Origin of the sequence: Segatella paludivivens DSM 17968 = JCM 13650 (assembly GCF_000373185.1) — a bacterium.
Taxonomy (GTDB): Bacteria; Bacteroidota; Bacteroidia; order Bacteroidales; family Bacteroidaceae; genus Prevotella; species Prevotella paludivivens.
Window position 1 is genome coordinate 33,558 of sequence record NZ_KB890626.1, and the last position, 18,413, is coordinate 51,970.

The 18,413-nt window shown below is 36.4% G+C and carries 17 protein-coding genes and 1 tRNA gene; 9 read left to right on the forward strand and 9 right to left on the reverse strand.

Going from position 1 to position 18,413, the window contains the following annotated elements; all coding sequences use genetic code 11:
• The first annotated feature begins 3 nt into the window (after window positions 1-3).
• The 3 genes from B045_RS0100155 (at window position 4) to B045_RS0100165 (ending at window position 2,368) form a co-directional block, all read left to right on the forward strand.
• A complete protein-coding gene (locus B045_RS0100155) occupies window positions 4-639 on the forward strand; it encodes a YhcH/YjgK/YiaL family protein (protein WP_025882896.1) in 636 nt (211 codons plus the stop codon).
• 111 nt (window positions 640-750) lie between these two features.
• On the forward strand, window positions 751-1,737 hold the full coding sequence (locus B045_RS0100160; RefSeq protein ID WP_018462235.1) for a TerC/Alx family metal homeostasis membrane protein: 987 nt from the start codon (window positions 751-753) through the stop codon (window positions 1,735-1,737).
• Between the two features lie 136 nt (window positions 1,738-1,873).
• Window positions 1,874-2,368: a pyridoxamine 5'-phosphate oxidase family protein gene (locus tag B045_RS0100165; protein WP_018462236.1), complete on the forward strand. Its 495-nt coding sequence runs from the start codon at window positions 1,874-1,876 to the stop codon at window positions 2,366-2,368.
• 693 nt (window positions 2,369-3,061) lie between these two features.
• Here the strand turns inward: B045_RS0100165 and B045_RS0100170 are convergent.
• Window positions 3,062-3,136, reverse strand: a tRNA-Arg gene (locus B045_RS0100170).
• A 107-nt stretch (window positions 3,137-3,243) separates the two neighbouring features.
• Between B045_RS0100170 and B045_RS0100175 the strand changes: the two genes are divergently transcribed.
• Genes B045_RS0100175 through B045_RS0100185 form a run of 3 tightly spaced genes read left to right on the forward strand, consistent with a single transcriptional unit; the run spans window position 3,244 to window position 6,543 of the window.
• On the forward strand, window positions 3,244-4,146 hold the full coding sequence (locus tag B045_RS0100175) for a DUF4339 domain-containing protein (RefSeq protein WP_018462237.1): 903 nt from the start codon (window positions 3,244-3,246) through the stop codon (window positions 4,144-4,146).
• 25 nt (window positions 4,147-4,171) lie between these two features.
• Window positions 4,172-5,512 (forward strand): tRNA (N(6)-L-threonylcarbamoyladenosine(37)-C(2))-methylthiotransferase MtaB, encoded by a 1,341-nt coding sequence (gene mtaB, locus B045_RS0100180; RefSeq protein ID WP_018462238.1) that lies wholly within the window; start codon window positions 4,172-4,174, stop codon window positions 5,510-5,512.
• A 5-nt stretch (window positions 5,513-5,517) separates the two neighbouring features.
• Complete coding sequence (locus B045_RS0100185; RefSeq protein WP_018462239.1) at window positions 5,518-6,543, forward strand: glycosyltransferase family 2 protein; 1,026 nt, start codon at window positions 5,518-5,520, stop codon at window positions 6,541-6,543.
• Here B045_RS0100185 and B045_RS0100190 read toward each other — a convergent pair.
• Window positions 6,530-7,759: a DUF4861 domain-containing protein gene (locus B045_RS0100190; protein ID WP_018462240.1), complete on the reverse strand. Its 1,230-nt coding sequence runs from the start codon at window positions 7,757-7,759 to the stop codon at window positions 6,530-6,532. The two genes, B045_RS0100185 and B045_RS0100190, sit on opposite strands and share 14 nt — an antisense overlap.
• Before the next feature lie 205 nt (window positions 7,760-7,964).
• Here B045_RS0100190 and B045_RS0100195 point away from each other — a divergent pair, with 205 nt between their 5' ends.
• A complete protein-coding gene (locus B045_RS0100195; protein WP_018462241.1) occupies window positions 7,965-8,768 on the forward strand; it encodes a gliding motility protein GldB-related protein in 804 nt (267 codons plus the stop codon).
• Here B045_RS0100195 and B045_RS0100200 read toward each other — a convergent pair.
• Together B045_RS0100200 and B045_RS15210 are read right to left on the reverse strand one after the other, a co-directional pair.
• Entirely contained in the window at window positions 8,752-9,429 is a 678-nt protein-coding gene (locus B045_RS0100200) for a glycoside hydrolase family 25 protein (RefSeq protein WP_018462242.1), read from the reverse strand. The genes B045_RS0100195 and B045_RS0100200 overlap by 17 nt on opposite strands.
• Entirely contained in the window at window positions 9,422-9,631 is a 210-nt protein-coding gene (locus B045_RS15210) for a hypothetical protein (protein WP_018462243.1), read from the reverse strand. Before B045_RS15210 ends, B045_RS0100200 begins: the two co-directional genes overlap by 8 nt.
• 54 nt (window positions 9,632-9,685) lie before the next feature.
• Here B045_RS15210 and B045_RS0100205 point away from each other — a divergent pair, with 54 nt between their 5' ends.
• Window positions 9,686-11,038 carry an oligosaccharide flippase family protein gene (locus tag B045_RS0100205; RefSeq protein WP_018462244.1) on the forward strand — a complete coding sequence of 451 codons (1,353 nt, stop codon included), beginning with the start codon at window positions 9,686-9,688 and terminating at the stop codon, window positions 11,036-11,038.
• Between the two features lie 55 nt (window positions 11,039-11,093).
• Here the strand turns inward: B045_RS0100205 and B045_RS0100210 are convergent, their stop codons facing one another.
• The 3 genes from B045_RS0100210 to B045_RS0100220 all read right to left on the reverse strand — a co-directional run bounded on the left by B045_RS0100210 (window position 11,094) and on the right by B045_RS0100220 (window position 15,540).
• Window positions 11,094-12,107 (reverse strand): GGGtGRT protein, encoded by a 1,014-nt coding sequence (locus B045_RS0100210; RefSeq protein WP_018462245.1) that lies wholly within the window; start codon window positions 12,105-12,107, stop codon window positions 11,094-11,096.
• 12 nt (window positions 12,108-12,119) lie between these two features.
• Window positions 12,120-12,821, reverse strand: a complete 702-nt coding sequence (locus tag B045_RS0100215; protein WP_018462246.1) for an iron-sulfur cluster assembly scaffold protein — start codon at window positions 12,819-12,821, stop codon at window positions 12,120-12,122.
• Between the two features lie 193 nt (window positions 12,822-13,014).
• The gene (locus tag B045_RS0100220; protein ID WP_018462247.1) at window positions 13,015-15,540 is read right to left on the reverse strand and encodes an ATP-dependent Clp protease ATP-binding subunit; all 2,526 of its coding nucleotides are present in this window, start codon (window positions 15,538-15,540) and stop codon (window positions 13,015-13,017) included.
• Window positions 15,541-15,790: 250 nt separating this feature from the next.
• On the opposite strand from B045_RS0100220, the gene B045_RS0100225 reads away from it, so the two are divergent.
• Window positions 15,791-16,459: a DnaJ domain-containing protein gene (locus B045_RS0100225; protein WP_018462248.1), complete on the forward strand. Its 669-nt coding sequence runs from the start codon at window positions 15,791-15,793 to the stop codon at window positions 16,457-16,459.
• A 174-nt stretch (window positions 16,460-16,633) separates the two neighbouring features.
• On the opposite strand, the gene B045_RS0100230 is transcribed toward B045_RS0100225, so the two are convergent.
• The gene (locus tag B045_RS0100230; RefSeq protein ID WP_018462249.1) at window positions 16,634-17,674 is read right to left on the reverse strand and encodes a zinc ribbon domain-containing protein; all 1,041 of its coding nucleotides are present in this window, start codon (window positions 17,672-17,674) and stop codon (window positions 16,634-16,636) included.
• A 24-nt stretch (window positions 17,675-17,698) separates the two neighbouring features.
• Window positions 17,699-18,400 (reverse strand): glycoside hydrolase family 25 protein, encoded by a 702-nt coding sequence (locus B045_RS0100235; protein WP_018462250.1) that lies wholly within the window; start codon window positions 18,398-18,400, stop codon window positions 17,699-17,701.
• Between the last annotated feature and the right edge of the window lie 13 nt (window positions 18,401-18,413).

The window sequence follows — 18,413 nt, forward strand, 5'->3', positions numbered from 1 at the left end:
TCGATGAAAAAAATTATTCTATTGATGCTGCTCATGTGCACTTTATGTGCGCATGGTCAGCATAATGGTTATTATACGCAATACTATAATAACCCCGAACTATTGAAGCAAGCAAAAACATGGGTAGAATCAGGAGAGTGGAGACAAGGTTTTAATGGTGCAGCTCCTCACAGCAGTGTTAACGTTATCGACTTCTACCAGCAGTATCAGCGCAATCCTAAAGCATGGCAAGCTATGTTCCGCTGGTTGGCTACTCATGATTTACTAGCCATTCCTGCCGGCAGACATGAAATTGAGGGTACTGATTTAGTTGTAAGTGTAGAGGACAGCGAAAACAGACCTTTGGAGAAACAAAACAGTGAAAGCCATTATCATCATATTGATTTTCAGTATGTTGTAAGTGGAGTAGAGAGATTTGGCATTTTAGACCATTACACAAGTACTCCTAATTGTAAATATGACGCTCGCAAAGATGTCATACATTATAATTACAAAGCAGATCGTACACGTTTTTATGACAGTAAGCCTGATGAATTCTTTATTTTCTTTCCTAGAGACTGGCACATCGCAAAGGTAAACAATCCTGGAAATGATCAAAAGATACGAGTGATTGTCGTTAAGCAAAAAGCGATTTTATAGATTATGATTATTCGTGTTGTAACGAAATTGTAACTGATATTATTTTTTTATTCATATAGATATGCTTAGTTTTGTATCTTACTCGCATTTTATCTAAAATACAAATTAATAATGCATTATTCAGAGATAATATTTTTTGGATGTTTTATAGCATTCATTGTCGGTATTCTATTGCTCGATCTTCTGATTATCGACAAAGAAGCTCATGAAGTTTCGATGAAAGAGGCTGGAACTTGGACCGCTGTATGGATAACCTTAGCGTTGGCTTTTTCTGCTTTTTTGTGGTTTCATGGCGATTTAGTGCATGGCATACACAACATGTCTGATCTACAACTGGTTGTTTCCAGATATGCAGATCATATGAAAATCAACCCTAATGATTTTGAAGGTTCTGTGCAGATGTACCGCCAGCACATGACAATTTCATATATAACTGGTTATTTAATAGAGAAGACTCTTTCTTTTGATAATCTGTTTGTTATGATGATGATATTTACATCATTCGGAGTAAAAAAGAAGGATTATCAAAGGGTATTGAACTGGGGTATTCTTGGTGCAATAGTCATGAGATTTATCTTCATATTCTTAGGTGCTGCAGTAATAAGACAATTCGACTGGATACTAATAGTTTTTGGTGGTTTCTTACTTTATAGTGGTGTGAAAATGTTTATCGACAGAAACAAAGATGAAAGTCATGTTGATGTTGAGCATCACCCGATAGTAAAACTGCTTAGGAAATATTTCCCATTCATTTCGCCGTTAATGGTTACTGTGATATTTATTGAGTTCAGCGACTTAATATTTGCTTTTGATAGTATTCCTGCTGTGTTCTCCGTGTCATTAGATCCTTATGTTGTGTTCTTCTCGAACATATTTGCGATATTAGGATTGAGAGCAATGTTCTTCCTTTTAGCTGGTGTTGCTGATCGTTTCCGCTATCTCAAACCTGGAGTATGTGTACTTCTTGTGTTTATTGGCGTGAAACTTCTTATACATAAATATGTTGAAATCGGGACGATAGCATCATTGGTGTTTATTTTAGCTGTTATCACTTTAAGTATAGGGCTTTCATTGGTAATTCCAGAGAAGAAGAAATAGCAACAAATAATATTGGAAGGCGACTGTAATTCAGTCGCCTTATTTTGTTAATTTAACTAGGAATCTTGATATTTGATACAAGCATAATATCAAAATATATTATATTTGCACTAAATAAAATATAACAGATTAGATTATGACCTATAATAATGACAATGTGCGCCGTAGAGATAGACTCATGGATGAGGATAGGGCAATGGAACTACTCAAAAATAGTGAATATGGCGTCTTAAGCATGATAGATGAGAATGGCTTACCATATGGAATACCACTAAACTATGTATGGGATGGTAACAGTTCTATATATATTCATTGCGCCCCCGAGGGACATAAGCTCAATGGTCTTGAGAAATATCCCAACGTGAGTTTTTGCATTGTCGGTAATGTAAATCTTCTACCAGATAAATTCACAACAGAGTATGAGAGTGTACTTTTAAAAGGCGTTGCACATATTAACTTGACCCCAGAAGAGCGCATGGCTGCTTTGCTAACACTAGTAGATAAGTTATCGTCGGATTTCAAGGAACTTGGTGCTAAGTACTCTCAAAAGTCATTTCATAGAGTAAACATTATACGCATTGACTTCACTGAATTTAGTGGAAAGTGCAAACAGGTGCATGCGGCAGATTAACAGTCAGTGTATTAGAAGGTATGCAAATATATTTGAAAACAAAGTATTCAAACTATCATGAAATACTACAGAGTGATAAGGCCCTTATTACTCTGTAGTTTACGAAACAACGTGGAGTGATAAGGGTCTTATCACTATGCATTTCTATCATCCCCTAAATTGATAAAGAATTATTATTATTGTGTAATTATTGAAATGTCCTCCACTTTCTTTGTAACGAATTATTATTCAATAACTTAAGCGGTTGATGATGCCACTGTGCTACTTCTTAAGGATATACTTACTGGAGTCCCTATTATACCAATACGTTTGAAGGAGCTTCATCAGTAAAAATAACTATTTTGCATATAGCATAATTGCAAAATAAACGCTAAAAACAGGTGTACTCGAGGGGATAATGTCACTTTTATACCGATAATGTCACTCGCTCAGCCCTTATAAACAAAGGGTTTGTGACATTATGACATCAGTGACATTAAAATAAATTTTTCTGGTTGACTATACAAGTCCATTTATCCCCCCTAAATTGACGAAGAACCCATATATATTATTGTGTATGTATACTCTATGAATTACATTACTTAATAGAGTAAAAGAATTGATAAATAAAATGTATAATTTATAGATTAAAATATTATTAGGAGATATAAAACAAAAAAGGGACATAAAAATGTCCCTTTTTCTGATTCTAAGTGATTCCGCTGGGATTCGAACCCAGGACCCACAGCTTAGAAGGCTGTTGCTCTAATCCAACTGAGCTACGGAACCATTGATCTTTAAATCGGGTGCAAAAGTAATCTTTTCTTCCGATATATGCAAATTTTATCAAAACTTTTTCTAACTTTGCATGCATATTTCAAAATAAATTAGACTATATGAATTATTTTATTATCGAAAACGGCCTACAGGTAGGACCTTTTAGTGCCGAAATTCTTGTAAAGAATAAGAATATAACAGCAGAAACTCTTGTTTGGGCTGACGGTTTTGCAGATTGGACACCAGCATGGCAAGTTGAAGAGTTGAGAATAATGTTACAGGCTAATACACAAGTACAACAAACTCCTCCTCCTGTTCCTCCATATCTTAACAATGCAAATAATCAGGAGACAGAACCAAAAGAAGAAGAAAAGAAAGAAAAGAAACCTATTTGGAAGACTGTCGCAATTGTTGCTGTAGCCATCATTATTATATTAGCAATAGCAAACCCAAGTAAGGATAGCCATAAGAATGCTATCAAGAAAGAACTTACTGAGGCTATGGACAAGATTAATGAGAAAGATGGTCATAGCGATGATTTGCTGTCTATGGGATTGAGCATTATCACAAAGATATTGGATGACAATACTGTAGATTCTACTCTAGACAATATGCTTAATTATCATAGCTACATTATTTATTCTGTAAGTGATGTAAAGTTTGATGGCCGTGAACATAATGTTTCTTATGGTTTCTTGGGACATGTATATACAGTTAATGCTGATGATATCGTGAGATGCTATGAGAATACGATGAATAGTTCTTCTAATAAAGAGGAAGTAAACGACGACGATGATAGTGAAGACAGCCAGAGCGAATCTGCAAAAGACGATTCAAAGGATGCCAAAGATTCAAAAGATAATTCTGATGATGCTTTAGACAAGGCTGCTAATAAGATCGTAGATAAAGTAAGCAAGAAAGTTCAGGATAAAGTAGACAAGAAACTTAGCGAGAAACTCAATCAGGCTGCTGACAGTACAGACGGTATAATTGATAAGATCTGCAAGATTCTTGGTCTGTAAATAATTAAAGATTCAATAAATATATATGATAGATAGTTCAGCTTTTCAAGGTAAGAAAGCGGCTTATTATACATTAGGGTGCAAACTCAATTTCTCAGAAACATCCACTTTCGGAAAAATGCTTTCCGAAATGGGTGTTGTAACAGCTGAAAAAGGTGAGAAAGCTGATATATGCATTATAAACACATGTTCTGTTACAGAAGTAGCAGATCATAAATGCAGACAGGCTATACACAGAATGACACGTGAAAATCCAGGTGCTTTTATTGTCGTTACTGGTTGCTATGCACAGCTTGAAGCTGAAATGGTTAGTAAGATTGATGGGGTAGACCTCGTACTTGGTTCTAACGAAAAGGCTAACCTTATTCAATATTTAAGTAATGCCTTTACAGAAGGTGATGACAAGGAAGCATTGCATCAGTTCCATTCTGTTAAAACAAAGGATATCAAGACTTTCCAACCATCTTGTTCAAGAGGAAATAGGACAAGATATTTCCTTAAAGTGCAAGACGGATGTAACTACTTCTGCACATATTGCACGATACCTTACGCACGTGGATTCTCTAGAAATCCATCAATAGCCTCACTTGTTGAGCAGGCTGAGCAAGCTGCTGCAGAGGGTGGCAAAGAGATTGTTCTTACAGGTGTAAATATTGGTGACTTTGGCGAAACTACACACGAAAAATTTATAGATTTAGTGAAAGCTCTTGACAATGTCAAGGGTATAGAAAGATTCCGAATTAGCAGTTTGGAACCTGATTTGTTGGAAGACGAACTGATAGATTATTGTTCACATAGCCGTGCATTCATGCCTCATTTTCACATACCATTGCAAAGTGGAAGTGATGAAGTGTTGAAGTTGATGCACAGACGATATGACAGTGCCCTGTTCGCACATAAGATAAATCTTATAAAAGAGAAAATGCCTGACGCTTTCATTGGTGTTGACGTTATGGTGGGATGCCGTGGTGAGAAACCTGAATGTTTTCAAGAATGTTACGACTTCTTGAAATCACTACCTGTTACACAGTTACACGTATTCCCATATAGTGAGCGCCCAGGAACTAGTGCTCTCTCAATACCTTACGTTGTTGAAGAGAAGGAAAAGAAAAAGCGTTCAAAGAGACTGCTTGAACTTAGCGATCAAAAAACACATGACTTCTATGCCAAATATATAGGTGAGGAAATGGATGTGCTTTTTGAAAAAGCTCCACGAGGAAAAGCAATGCATGGATTTACAGATAATTATATCCGTGTAGAACTTCCGGCTTCAAGTGCTCGCATTGAGTATGACAATGAGATTATCCGCGTAAAGTTGGGTGATTTTAATCATGACGGATCAGCACTCAAAGCGGAAATAATTTGAGATATATGAAACTTTCAATAGTAATACTGAATTGGAACGGCAGTGATATGATGAAGAAATATCTGCCAACGGTGATTAAACATTCCCAAAAAGATGCAAAAGTTATCGTTGCAGATAATGCGTCATCTGACGATTCAATTGAAATGCTGAAGAAGGACTTTCCCGAGGTTGAGATTATCACACTTGACAAGAACTATGGATTTGCCGAAGGTTATAATCAAGCTCTAAAACAAGTAGATAGCGAATATTATCTGCTATTGAATTCTGACGTGGAAGTTACTGAAAATTGGCTGAAACCACTATTGAAATACATGGATAAACATCAAGATGTAGCAGCATGTCAACCGAAACTTTTATCCATATTCGATAAAGACTCGTTTGAATACGCTGGTGCTTCAGGTGGATTTATCGACAAGCTAGGATATCCTTTCTGCCGTGGACGAGTTTTCAACACCGTAGAAAAAGACAAAGGACAATATGATGATGTTACTGAGGTTTCATGGGCAACAGGTGCTTGCTTGATGATTCGCTCTAAAGACTATTGGAACGTCGGAGCCTTAGACGGTCGTTTTTTTGCGCATAACGAAGAAATAGATTTATGTTGGCGACTTAATCTGTACGGTCATAAGATTGTATGCATTCCAGAAAGCAAAGTTTATCATGTTGGAGGCGGTACATTACCAAAGAGCAATCCGATGAAAACTTATCTTAACTTTCGCAATAACCTTACAATGCTATATAAGAATCTTCCTGAAGAAGAATTGAAGTCTGCTATGCGTTTAAGATGGATACTTGACTATACAGCAGCATGGAAGACCTTAATCGTTGATAAAAATATTGGTGACTTTAAGGCTATATACAAAGCTCGCCGAGCATTCAAAAAATGGCGAAAAGACTTTAAGCCAGACCGAGACTTAATACAGAAGAATAGGGTAGACAGATGCAAAAATGATAGAATAAATATCTCCCTGCTATGGCAATATTATGTTCACGGCAGGAAGACATTCACTAATATTATTAACCACGCTTGATTTTAATAATCGGGCGTAGGTTAATATTTTTCTTCCATTCCTTGAGATATTCAAACCATGACTTTGAGTCGTGATATCCAAAAGACTCATCAGCGCTTGAATATGTAATTTTATAATTAAGCTTTCCGTCGACCATACGAATTACATAACCATAATTATCTTTATCAGCAGGCAATTCCTTGATACGATAATTCTGTGGAATATATATACCCATTCCAATTGTCTCACGCTTCCAGTTTATAGTATCGTTACCTGCAGGCCAATCTGTTCCCCAAAGTCCTCGAAGACCATTATGATCTGAATACTCCAAAGAGTTCTTCATATTTATCAACCCTGTAGAGAAGTTCATATTCTTTGAATCACGGTTAGTCCATGCCTCTACATCAACATCACGATGATTTGCATATAATGTATATCGTTCTGTTAAAGAAATACGCGGTAATCCTTCCTTATATCTCCATCCGTTATCGGTAAGTTCAACGATTGTGCGAACAGGACCATAACAAACTATGCGTTGTCCTCTAGACTTAACGTCACTCATCATTGTAGAAGCACTACCGTTCCAACCACGAAGAGCACCGAAGCCGAAAGTGTCTCCTACCCAAAGAACGTCATCGCCATATCCATTCAACTTTTGTTCCTTAGAAGTATAGAACTGAGTATCCTTAAGTTCCAGTCTTTTTTGGAATTTACCATATAAATCAAGAGTCTGTCGCTCATCAAAATAAAATCTCATGCATATCAGTTCGTTTTCAAAAGCCACACCGTGGTGATGAAGTAGGTGATACTGATCTTTCATTTCATCAGTAGCTGCAATCTGTGATAAATACAAATTGTGCTTATTTTTATCCTTCACACTTGGATTTCTCAATAACAGTTCTGCAAATGTAAGGTTCTTATATTGCTTTTGGTCCGACTTATTATCAAGCAATATTTTGAATGTTTTTACTCCTTTAGCCTTGATATCTGTCATAAAGCATAACTCATCGCTATTTCCATCGCCATCAAGATCGTCAACCTGAGAAGGAATTTCAACTCCATTACATGTTACAATAGATGACGTTGTTAAAGGGTAATTCTTTAGACTGATGACGATAGGAGCATCACTCATCTCGATGTTATTAGGATTAGTGACATCAACACTCAGTGAATTTTGAGCCACACAATTATTTGCAGCTAAAAATAGCGCAAATGTAATAAAACTTGTTTTAATCATTGTTTATATTTCAGTTTGTTAATGCAAATATAATTATAAATGTTCGGCTTAATAAATATTTTTTATTTTCATTGGAGTTTTTTACTAATTTTGAGTTAAAAGTGTTATATTTGACCATAAAATTTAATTTTTTTAGCAAAATACTTGCATTAAAAAATATTTTTTAGTACTTTTGCGTTGTTGAATTTTAAGGGAGACTATTCATTTGAAGAAGATTTATTACATATTATTTGCTGTAATGTTACTCTGTGTGGCTTGTGAATTAAAATTAAAGCCAAACAGTGACATGGAGAGCCACGTTGAGATATTGCGCTATGATCGTATCGAGAGCAGATATCTTACAACGGGCGATTTTTCAGCTCTTCAAGAAATGAATACTGAGTACCCGATAGAAACTCGAACATTAGTTGAAAATGTACTAAAATTAGGAGCTGTTTACGAACCCGACATTAACAGTCGTTTCCTTAATTTCTATCAAGATACAACACTACAAACACTTATTACAGATGCAGAAACGCAATACGCAAGTATTGACGATATCAACAAAAAGCTATCAGCTGCATTCGGTAAAGCAGAAAAAAAATTCTCACGTTTTAAGACTCCGAAAGTTTATGCACAGATAGGTGCTCTTGACCAAAGTATCATAGTAGGAGATAAGACTGTAGGTATTTGTCTTGATAAATATCTAGGTGAAGATTACCCTTTATATACAAAATATTATTCAAAGAATCAATGCAAGACAATGTCTAGGGAATATATTGTTCCAGACTGTCTGAGTTTTTATCTTTTGAGTATTTATCAGATGTCTAACTTCGACCACCGCAGCCAACAAGAAAAGGATTTGCACATGGGAAAAGTTATGTATGCTGTTAACAAGATTATGGGATATAAAGTGTTCACTACTAAATTTATTGATGCTGTTGAAAGCTACATGAACGACAACAAAGGCGTTACCCTTGACGAATTACTTCTTAGTGACGACTATAAATGTTTTAGTCAGTATTGCTAGGTAACTTTAAGTTATCAATACTTGCATTTGGCGATAGTTTGTCTAAATCAACCCAATTCCAAATTCCTGGTACATGCCCTTTTTTACTGAATTGCCACATATCATATACTGGTTTACCAGGCAATAATGGTGTACCTGTATAGTTAGCGATAAACAAGATATAGTTATCAAACTCTGGTGAAAGATTATCTTTAAAATATGACTCACTGCAATATATTATTGGAGCCTTTCCATATTCTTCTTTGCATGCATCAATGAAATCGTTTAATTCAGTCTGTATTTTTTCTTTGCTCCAACCAAGAGTTCCATCATCCTCTACATCTACTACTGGCAATAAATCTTGTTGCTCCTTATCAACAACATCATTAAAATGATTGAACTGCCTTCTACCTGAAAAATTTTTAGAAAGGAAATGATAAGAGCCAATTAAAAGACCATGTTTCTTAGCTTCAGAAACATTGCGTTCATAGCATGGATCTTCATTGTATATTCCCTCGGTAGCTTTTATATAGATAAATTTAATATGCTTGTTTTTAGAAAGGATGTCCCAATGTATCTTTCCCTGATGTTTAGAAATATCAATTCCATCATAGTCACCAGAAAACGGTGCATCAATATCTTTATATGGCCAATTCTTATCATAATTTGCAGTATTATGCATCTGCCATGGCATATAATACCATAGCAAAAACAGAATACTGCATGATATAATAATCAATTTCAATAATCTGTTTCCGCTTTTGTTTTTCTTTTTTCTCTTTTTGACCATCACCTGTGAAAATAATATGATGCAAAGGTACGGAAAGTTTGAATGACCTACAAATATCATTAGCACGATTTGTATCAAAATATACAACATCCAATTTGATATTCCTTTTTCTTTGGTAAGATGAAAAGTTTGCTTATCTTTGCAAACTATGAATTCCAGACGTGGTACATACATTAGAAACATAAAATCAGCAGGTCTTTTTGGTGGTGTACAAATAATAAACATCATCATAGGTCTGTTAAAGACGAAATTTGTAGCTTTATTATTGGGTACTAATGGTTTCGGTATGTTTTCCATTTATAATTCAATAGCAAGAATGGCTGGTGATATTACTGGATTGGGGATACAAACTTCAGGAGTGAAAAAAATATCCAACTTCTACGAACAAGACAATGAAAAACTAGCTAAATCTATAATATCGGTAAGGTCATGGAGCCTTTTTGCAGCCTTATGTGGTTTTATAATTACATTAGTAATGTCACCACTATTTAATTACATATCATTTGGCAAATCTGGTAACCATTTATTTGAATTGATTTTCATTCCTTTTGCAGTGTCGCTGACAACTCTTTCTGGAGGCGAAATTGCAATACTTAAAGGTACAGGAAAGCAATCAAAACTGGCAAAGCTAATGATTGCGGGGACTGTAATTTCATTGATAGTGAGCATTCCTCTGCTTTATGCTTTTGGAGCAAAGGCTATTGTTCCTTCTTTAGTTTTATCAACACTTTTCACATACTTGTTATGCTGCCACGCAACAGGTATGCGTTTTAGTAATTTACCATCAATATATGATATATTAAATTGCTTAAAGAGCGATATGTCATTATTAAAGTTAGGTATTGCTTTTTCTTTAGCATGCTTGGCTGGCAGCGGAACAGAATATATCATACGTTCATTTCTAAGTACGAATGCATCATTGGAGATTGTTGGACTATACAATGCTGGATTTATGATAACTATGACTTATTCAGGCGTAGCTTTTTCTGCTTTGGAGGCTGATTATTTTCCTCAACTTGCAAGAAATAATACAATGGGGAGCATGATGGGGCTTATCAACAGACAAATAATATCGAATTTGTTTATCGCTTTGCCATTATTACTAGTTTTTATGCCATTGGTTTCACATATATTACCGATATTGTTTAGCCATAAGTTCATGGGAGCAATACCATTCGTGAAAGTAGCATTGTTTGGGGTAATCGCAAGAGCAGTATATTTACCAATAGAATATGTCGCTTTAGCTCAAGGTAAATCTTTATTATATTTATTTCAGGAATCTGTTTCAGCAATATTACTCTTAACAAGTTCAATATTGGGTTATCATATTGATGGTTTAATTGGACTTGGTATCGGAACTTCGATTTCAGCTTTCATGGAATTACTTTTCGTCACTGTTTATACGCATTATGCATTTGGATATAAACCTTCAATAAAAGTAATATTCGGCACAATGATATCATTTATCATGTTATATGCCATGTATACTATTATTGAATAAAAAAACTCCTGTAACCTTTTGAGTTACAGGAGCATATATATTGCTAATTCTAGAATTACTTCTTATTCATAGCAAGGTCAAGAGCAACAGCAATAGCTACAGTTGCACCAACCATTGGGTTGTTACCCATACCGAGGAATCCCATCATCTCAACGTGAGCTGGAACTGATGAAGAGCCTGCGAACTGAGCATCAGAGTGCATACGACCCATAGTATCTGTCATACCATAAGAAGCAGGACCTGCTGCCATGTTGTCTGGGTGAAGAGTACGACCTGTACCACCACCTGAAGCTACTGAGAAATAAGGCTTGCCTGCAGCAAGGCGCTCTTTCTTGTAAGTTCCGGCTACTGGATGCTGGAAACGTGTTGGGTTTGTAGAGTTACCGGTGATAGAAACATCAACGTTCTCTTTCCAAAGGATAGCAACACCTTCGCGTACATCGTCAGCACCATAGCACTTAACCTTAGCACGAGCACCATCAGAATAAGCGATTTCCTTAACTACCTTTACTTCACTAGTATAGTAATCGAACTTTGTCTGTACGTATGTGAAACCATTAACACGGCTGATGATCATAGCTGCATCTTTACCAAGACCGTTAAGAATGACACGCAAAGGCTTTACACGAACCTTGTTTGCCATTTCTGCAATCTTGATAGCACCTTCAGCTGCTGCGAAAGACTCGTGACCAGCCAAGAATGCGAAACATTCTGTCTCTTCACGAAGAAGACGAGCAGCAAGGTTACCATGGCCAAGACCAACCTTACGATCGTCAGCAACAGAACCAGGGATACAGAAACTCTGAAGACCAAGACCAATAGCCTCAGCAGCCTCAGCAGCATTCTTTACACCTTTCTTTACAGCGATAGCTGTACCACAAACGTAAGCCCACTTCGCATTCTCGAAGCAGATACGCTGTGTATCCTCACACATCAAATAAGGATCAACACCAGCTTTATCGCAAATTTCATTAGCCTCTTCGATACTATTAATACCGTTTTCCTTAAGAGTTGCAAGCACTTTGTCTATACGGCGCTCTTGGCTTTCAAAAATTACTTTTCTTATCATATCTGTATCTCCTTATTCTTTACGTGGATCAATAGCTTTAACAATACCCTGCTCAGCAGTAGTACGACCATAAGAACCTGTGAACTTCTTAACTGCTTCGTTAGCGTCCACGCCATTCTTGATAGCTTCCATCATCTTGCCAAGTTGAACATACTCATAACCACAAACTTGACTGTCCTTATCAAGGAACTGCTTTGTGATATAGCCTTCAGTCAACTCAAGGTAACGAGTACCCTTAGCTACTGTACCGTAAAGTGTACCTGTCTGGCTACGAAGACCTTTACCAAGATCCTCAAGACCTGCACCGATAACAAGACCGCCCTCAGAGAATGCACTCTGACTACGACCGTATACAATCTGCAAGAAAAGTTCACGCATTGCTGTGTTGATAGCATCACAAACCAAGTCGGTATTAAGAGCTTCAAGAATAGTCTTTCCAGGAAGGATTTCTGATGCCATAGCAGCAGAGTGAGTCATACCTGTACAACCTATTGTCTCAACAAGAGCTTCCTGAATAATACCATCCTTGATATTCAAAGATAGCTTACAAGCACCCTGCTGAGGAGCACACCAACCCACACCGTGAGTATAACCAGAGATGTCTTTAATCTCTTTAGCCTGAATCCATTTTCCTTCTTCAGGAATTGGGGCTGGACCATGATTTGGGCCCTTTGCAACAACACACATGTTGTCGACTTCTTTAGAATAAATCATATTCACTAAATTGATTATTAAATATGTATAATAGAATTTCTATTGAGTTTGACCGCAAAATTACAAAAAAATGAGGAAAAATACCTATTTCTTGGTATGCTTTTTCCTCATTTAATGTTTTTTTTATTCAGTACTTTATCGATAACGCATTATAAATACGCTTTGCAAAGTGGAGTTTGCATTTCTACAAAGACTATTTGAATGTCAACTCATCCTTGTTTGGATTTTTGCCGATATTTATAGTGCCCCCCTCCTTAATATCACCGCTTAGAATACGTTCACATACACCGTCTTCAATATAGTTTTGAATGGCACGCTTCAATGGACGGGCACCAAATTGCACATCGTATCCTTTGGTAGCAACAAATTCCTTAGCCTTATCTGTTATAGACAATTTATAACCTAAAGACTCAATGCGAGCAAAAAGTTCTTTGAGCTCTATATCTATGATCTTTTTTATTGCAGTTAGGTCCAACTGATCGAATGTTACAATCTCATCAAGACGGTTAAGGAATTCAGGAGCAAACTGTTTGCTAAGACTTTTTTGAATGATGCTACGTGCATATTCCTTATCCTTGTCATTAATGCTTAAACCTAGAGTTCCACCAGCATTAAAACCAACACCACGACCAAATTCTTTTAATTGGCGAGTTCCTGAATTGGATGTCATTATGATAACAGTGTTTCTGAAATCAACTAAACGACCGTTGCCATCAGTGAGTCTACCTTCGTCTAGGACTTGAAGTAACATGTTAAACACGTTACCGTGAGCCTTCTCGATTTCATCTAGCAATACAATAGAGTAGGGATGTCTACGCACTTTTTCAGTTAACTGTCCGCCTTCCTCATATCCTACATATCCCGGAGGGGCTCCAACAAGACGAGACGTGTTGAAACTTTCGGAATATTCACTCATATCTATACGTATCAATGCATCAGAAGAACCAAACATGTAATTTGCCAACTGTTTTGCCAAATATGTTTTGCCGACACCAGTAGGCCCTAGAAACATGAAAACTCCGATCGGATGATTTGGATCTTTTATTCCAACACGATTTCTCTGAATGGCTTTTACCATTTTTTCTATAGCCTTATCCTGTGCAATAACATTTTCAGTCAGCACTTTAGCCATATTCTTCAATCGTATATTTTCTTTTTCCGCAATTCTTTGCACAGGTATACCTGCCATTGTAGAAACAACATCAGCGACATCTGTATCAGTGACAATGTGTCTGTCTCCATTCTCACCCTTGCTCCATTTTTCATTAAGATCTTTTATCTCAGCTTCCAGTTTTGACTGATAGTCACGGTATCCTGCAGCAAGTTCAAAGTTCTGATTTTTAACAGCAACATTCTTCTTAGTTATAGTTTCCTCGAGTTCTTTCTGCTTCTCAGTGATTTCTGTTGGAACTTCTGCATGCTGCAAATGGATGTGTGAACCGACCTCATCAAGAGCGTCAATAGCCTTATCTGGAAAACATCTATCAGTGATATATCTTTCTGTCAGATTGACACATGCCTTTAAAGCTTCGTCAGTGTATGTCACATGGTGATGCTCTTCATATCTGTCTTTGATATTATTCAATATAGACAATGTTTCATCTGCAGAAGTGGCTTCAACCAATACTTTCTGAAATCTGCGTTCAAGGGCGCCGTCTTTTTCAATACTCTGTCTGTATTCATCAAGAGTCGTTGCTCCAACACATTGAATAGCACCTCTAGCCAAAGCTGGTTTCATTATATTTGCAGCATCCATACTTCCAGGTGTACTTCCTGCACCGATTATTGTATGTATTTCATCAATAAATACAATAATATCGCTGTTTCGCTCAAGTTCTTTTATGAGATCACGTATACGTTCCTCAAACTGTCCGCGATACTTTGTTCCAGCAACAATAGCTGTCATATTGAGATTTACCACCCGCTTGTTAAAAAGTAGTGGCGATGTCTTGTGCTGAACTATAAGTTGAGCAAGCCCCTCTACAATTGCACTTTTGCCAACGCCTGGTTCACCTATCAAAATAGGATTATTTTTCTTGCGACGACAAAGTATTTCTGTCACTCGCTGTATTTCCTTCTCACGTCCAACAACTACATCTAGTTTACCGTCAAGAGCAGCTTGCGTAAGATCTGTTGAAAAATTATCAAGTATCGGTGTTTTACTACTGTTATTCTTTACTTTTAATGATTCTGCCTGACGCCCTCCTGAAGGTTTGGCATCAAACTCATCTTCATCATCCTCATCAGGTAGTTCAAGCCCATTCTGCACGGGTGAATTACTTCTCTGAACCTGCAAGTATGATAGTGTATCTTCGTAATTCATGTTGTTTAATTCTAATATTTCCTTGGCACCATTGTTAACTTGATCATGCAAAATCGCCAATATTAAATGTTGCACGTCAACCATCTGTGTATGTTGCAATCTAGCCTCAAGCACAGCAAGTTTCAATATGTTACTTGCTTGCTCATTCAGTACCAGTTCTGAAGTGATTATCGGTTCAGAGAGTTCATCTTCACGAACTTTCTTCTCAAGCTCAAACTTTACGTTTTGCTCGTCAATATTCATTCGTTTAAACAAATTCTGCAACGGATTTTCCTTTTCACGCAATATGCCAAGCACCAGATGTTCTGGACCTACATATCGACTTGCGAGGCGTGTCGCTTCCTCCCGGCTGAATGCCAGTATTTCGGAAACCTTTGGTGAAAATTGACTTGTCATATTTAAATCTCCTTTTATCCTTTAATTAACTCCCCTATTGCAAATGTAATTGTTTTGTGGCTAATCTCAAAACTTTTACAACAATATTATATTGTAACAAACAGAGAAATTATAATTTAAGACTTCAACTATATTTCTTTTTGCGGATATAGTGCAAAGTGCGTGCCAAAAAAATAAGAGAGCAAACATATTCGGCATGATTTTTGCATATTAGTTTTACAAAAAACAATATATAATTGGAGGACATTTTATGGCATTTATAGATTATTACAAGATTTTAGGTGTTGATAGGAATATACCTCAAAAAGATGTACGCGCAGCTTACAGGAAGCGCGCAAAACTCTTTCACCCAGACTTACATCCCAATGACCCGAAAGCTAAAGCTAAGTTTCAGGCTTTAAATGAGGCATACGATGTGATTGGAGATAGCGATAAAAGAGCTAAATATGATAAATTTGGGGAACAGTGGAAACAAGCTGACCAATATAATAGCGCCGGTAGTGGATTCCAGTCTAACGGAAATCCGTTTGAAGGCTTTGATTTCGGCAGCTTTGGACAAGGAGGAGGATTCTCTAGTTTCTTCAAGGACTTATTTGGCGGTGGTGGATTCCGCAATGCGGATAAATTTAGTTCTGCCGGTAGACATCAGGACAGTGGACAGATGGAAGCTAAGGTTAGCATTGATATTTATACTGCATTGTTAGGTGGAGAGATTATCATCCAACTAAACAATAATCAAAAGATTAAACTTAAAGTAAAACCAGAAACGCAAAATGGCACAAAAGTCAGAGTGCGAGGTAGAGGCTACAGCCGTGGTGATGGAACTTATGGTGATTTGATTATTGTCTATAATGTAAAATTGCCAACAGGCTTAAGTCAGAGACAAAAAGAACTATTGAGACAAATGAAAGATGCTTAATCTGGATTTCTAAACATAACAAGTTTTTCATTTTGTATAAACCAAACAACAAAAGATTGGCATTAGTTTATATAAACAATAATGGAGGTGAAATTTCACCTCCATTATTTTATTTAATTCACAACTACTAATTCTTCCTAGGTAGTTGGACGTAAAAGCATCACTAAAAAAATACTATTCAATGATCTTAGTCATATTGAATGAACTGATTCTGTCATTAGGACTAACTTTTGCACTTATACGGAATTTAGACTTGCCGTTCTTTGAAGCATCATTAAACTCCTTACTTTGAATGGCAGAGAATGTTACGGTGTATTCGTATTCACCATCACCAACTTCTTTCTTATCTATTTTGTAATCGTTATTAATATGCCAATTCATGTTTGTCATATCGTCTTTCCAGATTTTATTCAAGAAAGTTACAACATCACTCTTTGTGGCATCATTCTTTCCAAGGAAAGAAGTAAGTAATCCCTCACATGTACTCATAAGAGCTTGTTCATCACGAGAGTTAATGCTTTGGAAGAAATTGCGGAATAGACCATTAATTATAACGCGCTCTTCAGGTTGTACTGTATTTGCGTTAAGATTCTTTATTCCATCTTTAGCTTCATCTACATGCTCTCCGTTAGGATGATCTTCAAGATACTTATTATAAGCATCATTTGTATTTGTTGTAGAAACAAGTGTCCAATCAATTGAATCAATTTTATGTTCAGCAACAGCCTTATAAGGAGAGTCTGGATGCTTATCCAAATAATCCTGTAAAGCAGACTTTGAATTACTTACAAGTGCATTGGTCCAATCTTTATCAACTTGTTGAAAGCTATTAAGATGGGCTTGAATGCTATCAATATGAGCCTCAGGGGCATCTGTATAAGTATCAAGATATGATTGAAGAACCGCAGGGTCTGTACTCTTCATTGCATATTCATAAGCTTCTTGTTCCTTACTTGTCTGTGCATCATGATAAAAATAGAATACAACACCACATGTAATCAAAGCAATAACAAAACTTACGATAAGAACTCTATTTATTCCCTTCTTTGGTTTTGGTTTTGGATTTTCACTTTTAGGAGTATTGGTATTTTCCTTGATATTTTGCTGTGGTACATTGAGGTCTACCTTACCAGCGATTTCAACTCCACAGTTAGGGCATGTCGGTGCTTTGTCACTGACAGGGTGCCCACATTCTGGACATTTTATAATAGCCATAAAATAATATATTTAAAGTTTGTTTTAATGTCTGAATTTTATCTCTCGCAGACCATGTCGTCCCATGAAACGACTCTTGTCCACAAATCCATTTACACCATTTATTCTACCTTTACCAGTATATTGCCACATTATGAAGTCACGATCATCACTTAATACAGGTTCACGTTTTGTATATTGAGCAATCATAAGTTTGTAGCCATTTACATTTCCTAGCAAACAATGATCATAGAAACTTGCAAAAGTGTATAATAAAGGTTTCTGTCTGTAAGCTTTCTCTACCATATCTAGAAATTTGAACAAAGAATCACAAAACTCTTCTGTTCCCATTCCACTTTTGGTTTCAATATCAATCATTGGAATCAAATCCTGTTCAGAAGGCCTACATTGAGTCATAAAATTCAATAACTGACTATTCAAGTCTGCCTTTGGTCTGAAAAAATGATATGATCCTACTTTTAATCCGTATTTGTGAGCTAGTTCAACATTTCGCTCATATTTATCATCTATTTTATTTCCACCTTCAGTTGCCTTCAGGTAGACATAAGCCATTTTAGAATTATCACCAACTGTCTCCCAAAATACATTTCCCTGATAATGACTTAAATCTATGCCATGTACATGTGTGCATGTATCTTCACATTGAACATAGTTTTGAGCATTAACACCACCGGTTGTAGATATTGATAATAACAAGTATAGATATATTTTTTTAAACATTTCCATAAATGCAAAAGTA

Bases quoted from the DNA above. Each gene is read 5' to 3' on its own strand.
- B045_RS0100155 (WP_025882896.1), top strand. From the start codon at position 4: ATGAAAAAAATTATTCTATTGATGCTGCTCATGTGCACTTTATGTGCG.
- B045_RS0100160 (WP_018462235.1), top strand. From the start codon at position 751: ATGCATTATTCAGAGATAATATTTTTTGGATGTTTTATAGCATTCATT.
- B045_RS0100165 (WP_018462236.1), top strand. From the start codon at position 1,874: ATGACCTATAATAATGACAATGTGCGCCGTAGAGATAGACTCATGGAT.
- B045_RS0100175 (WP_018462237.1), top strand. From the start codon at position 3,244: ATGAATTATTTTATTATCGAAAACGGCCTACAGGTAGGACCTTTTAGT.
- mtaB (WP_018462238.1), top strand. From the start codon at position 4,172: ATGATAGATAGTTCAGCTTTTCAAGGTAAGAAAGCGGCTTATTATACA.
- B045_RS0100185 (WP_018462239.1), top strand. From the start codon at position 5,518: ATGAAACTTTCAATAGTAATACTGAATTGGAACGGCAGTGATATGATG.
- B045_RS0100190 (WP_018462240.1), bottom strand. From the start codon at position 7,759: ATGATTAAAACAAGTTTTATTACATTTGCGCTATTTTTAGCTGCAAAT.
- B045_RS0100200 (WP_018462242.1), bottom strand. From the start codon at position 9,429: ATGCATAATACTGCAAATTATGATAAGAATTGGCCATATAAAGATATT.
- B045_RS0100205 (WP_018462244.1), top strand. From the start codon at position 9,686: ATGAATTCCAGACGTGGTACATACATTAGAAACATAAAATCAGCAGGT.
- B045_RS0100210 (WP_018462245.1), bottom strand. From the start codon at position 12,107: ATGATAAGAAAAGTAATTTTTGAAAGCCAAGAGCGCCGTATAGACAAA.
- B045_RS0100215 (WP_018462246.1), bottom strand. From the start codon at position 12,821: ATGATTTATTCTAAAGAAGTCGACAACATGTGTGTTGTTGCAAAGGGC.
- B045_RS0100220 (WP_018462247.1), bottom strand. From the start codon at position 15,540: ATGACAAGTCAATTTTCACCAAAGGTTTCCGAAATACTGGCATTCAGC.
- B045_RS0100225 (WP_018462248.1), top strand. From the start codon at position 15,791: ATGGCATTTATAGATTATTACAAGATTTTAGGTGTTGATAGGAATATA.
- B045_RS0100230 (WP_018462249.1), bottom strand. From the start codon at position 17,674: ATGGCTATTATAAAATGTCCAGAATGTGGGCACCCTGTCAGTGACAAA.
- B045_RS0100235 (WP_018462250.1), bottom strand. From the start codon at position 18,400: ATGGAAATGTTTAAAAAAATATATCTATACTTGTTATTATCAATATCT.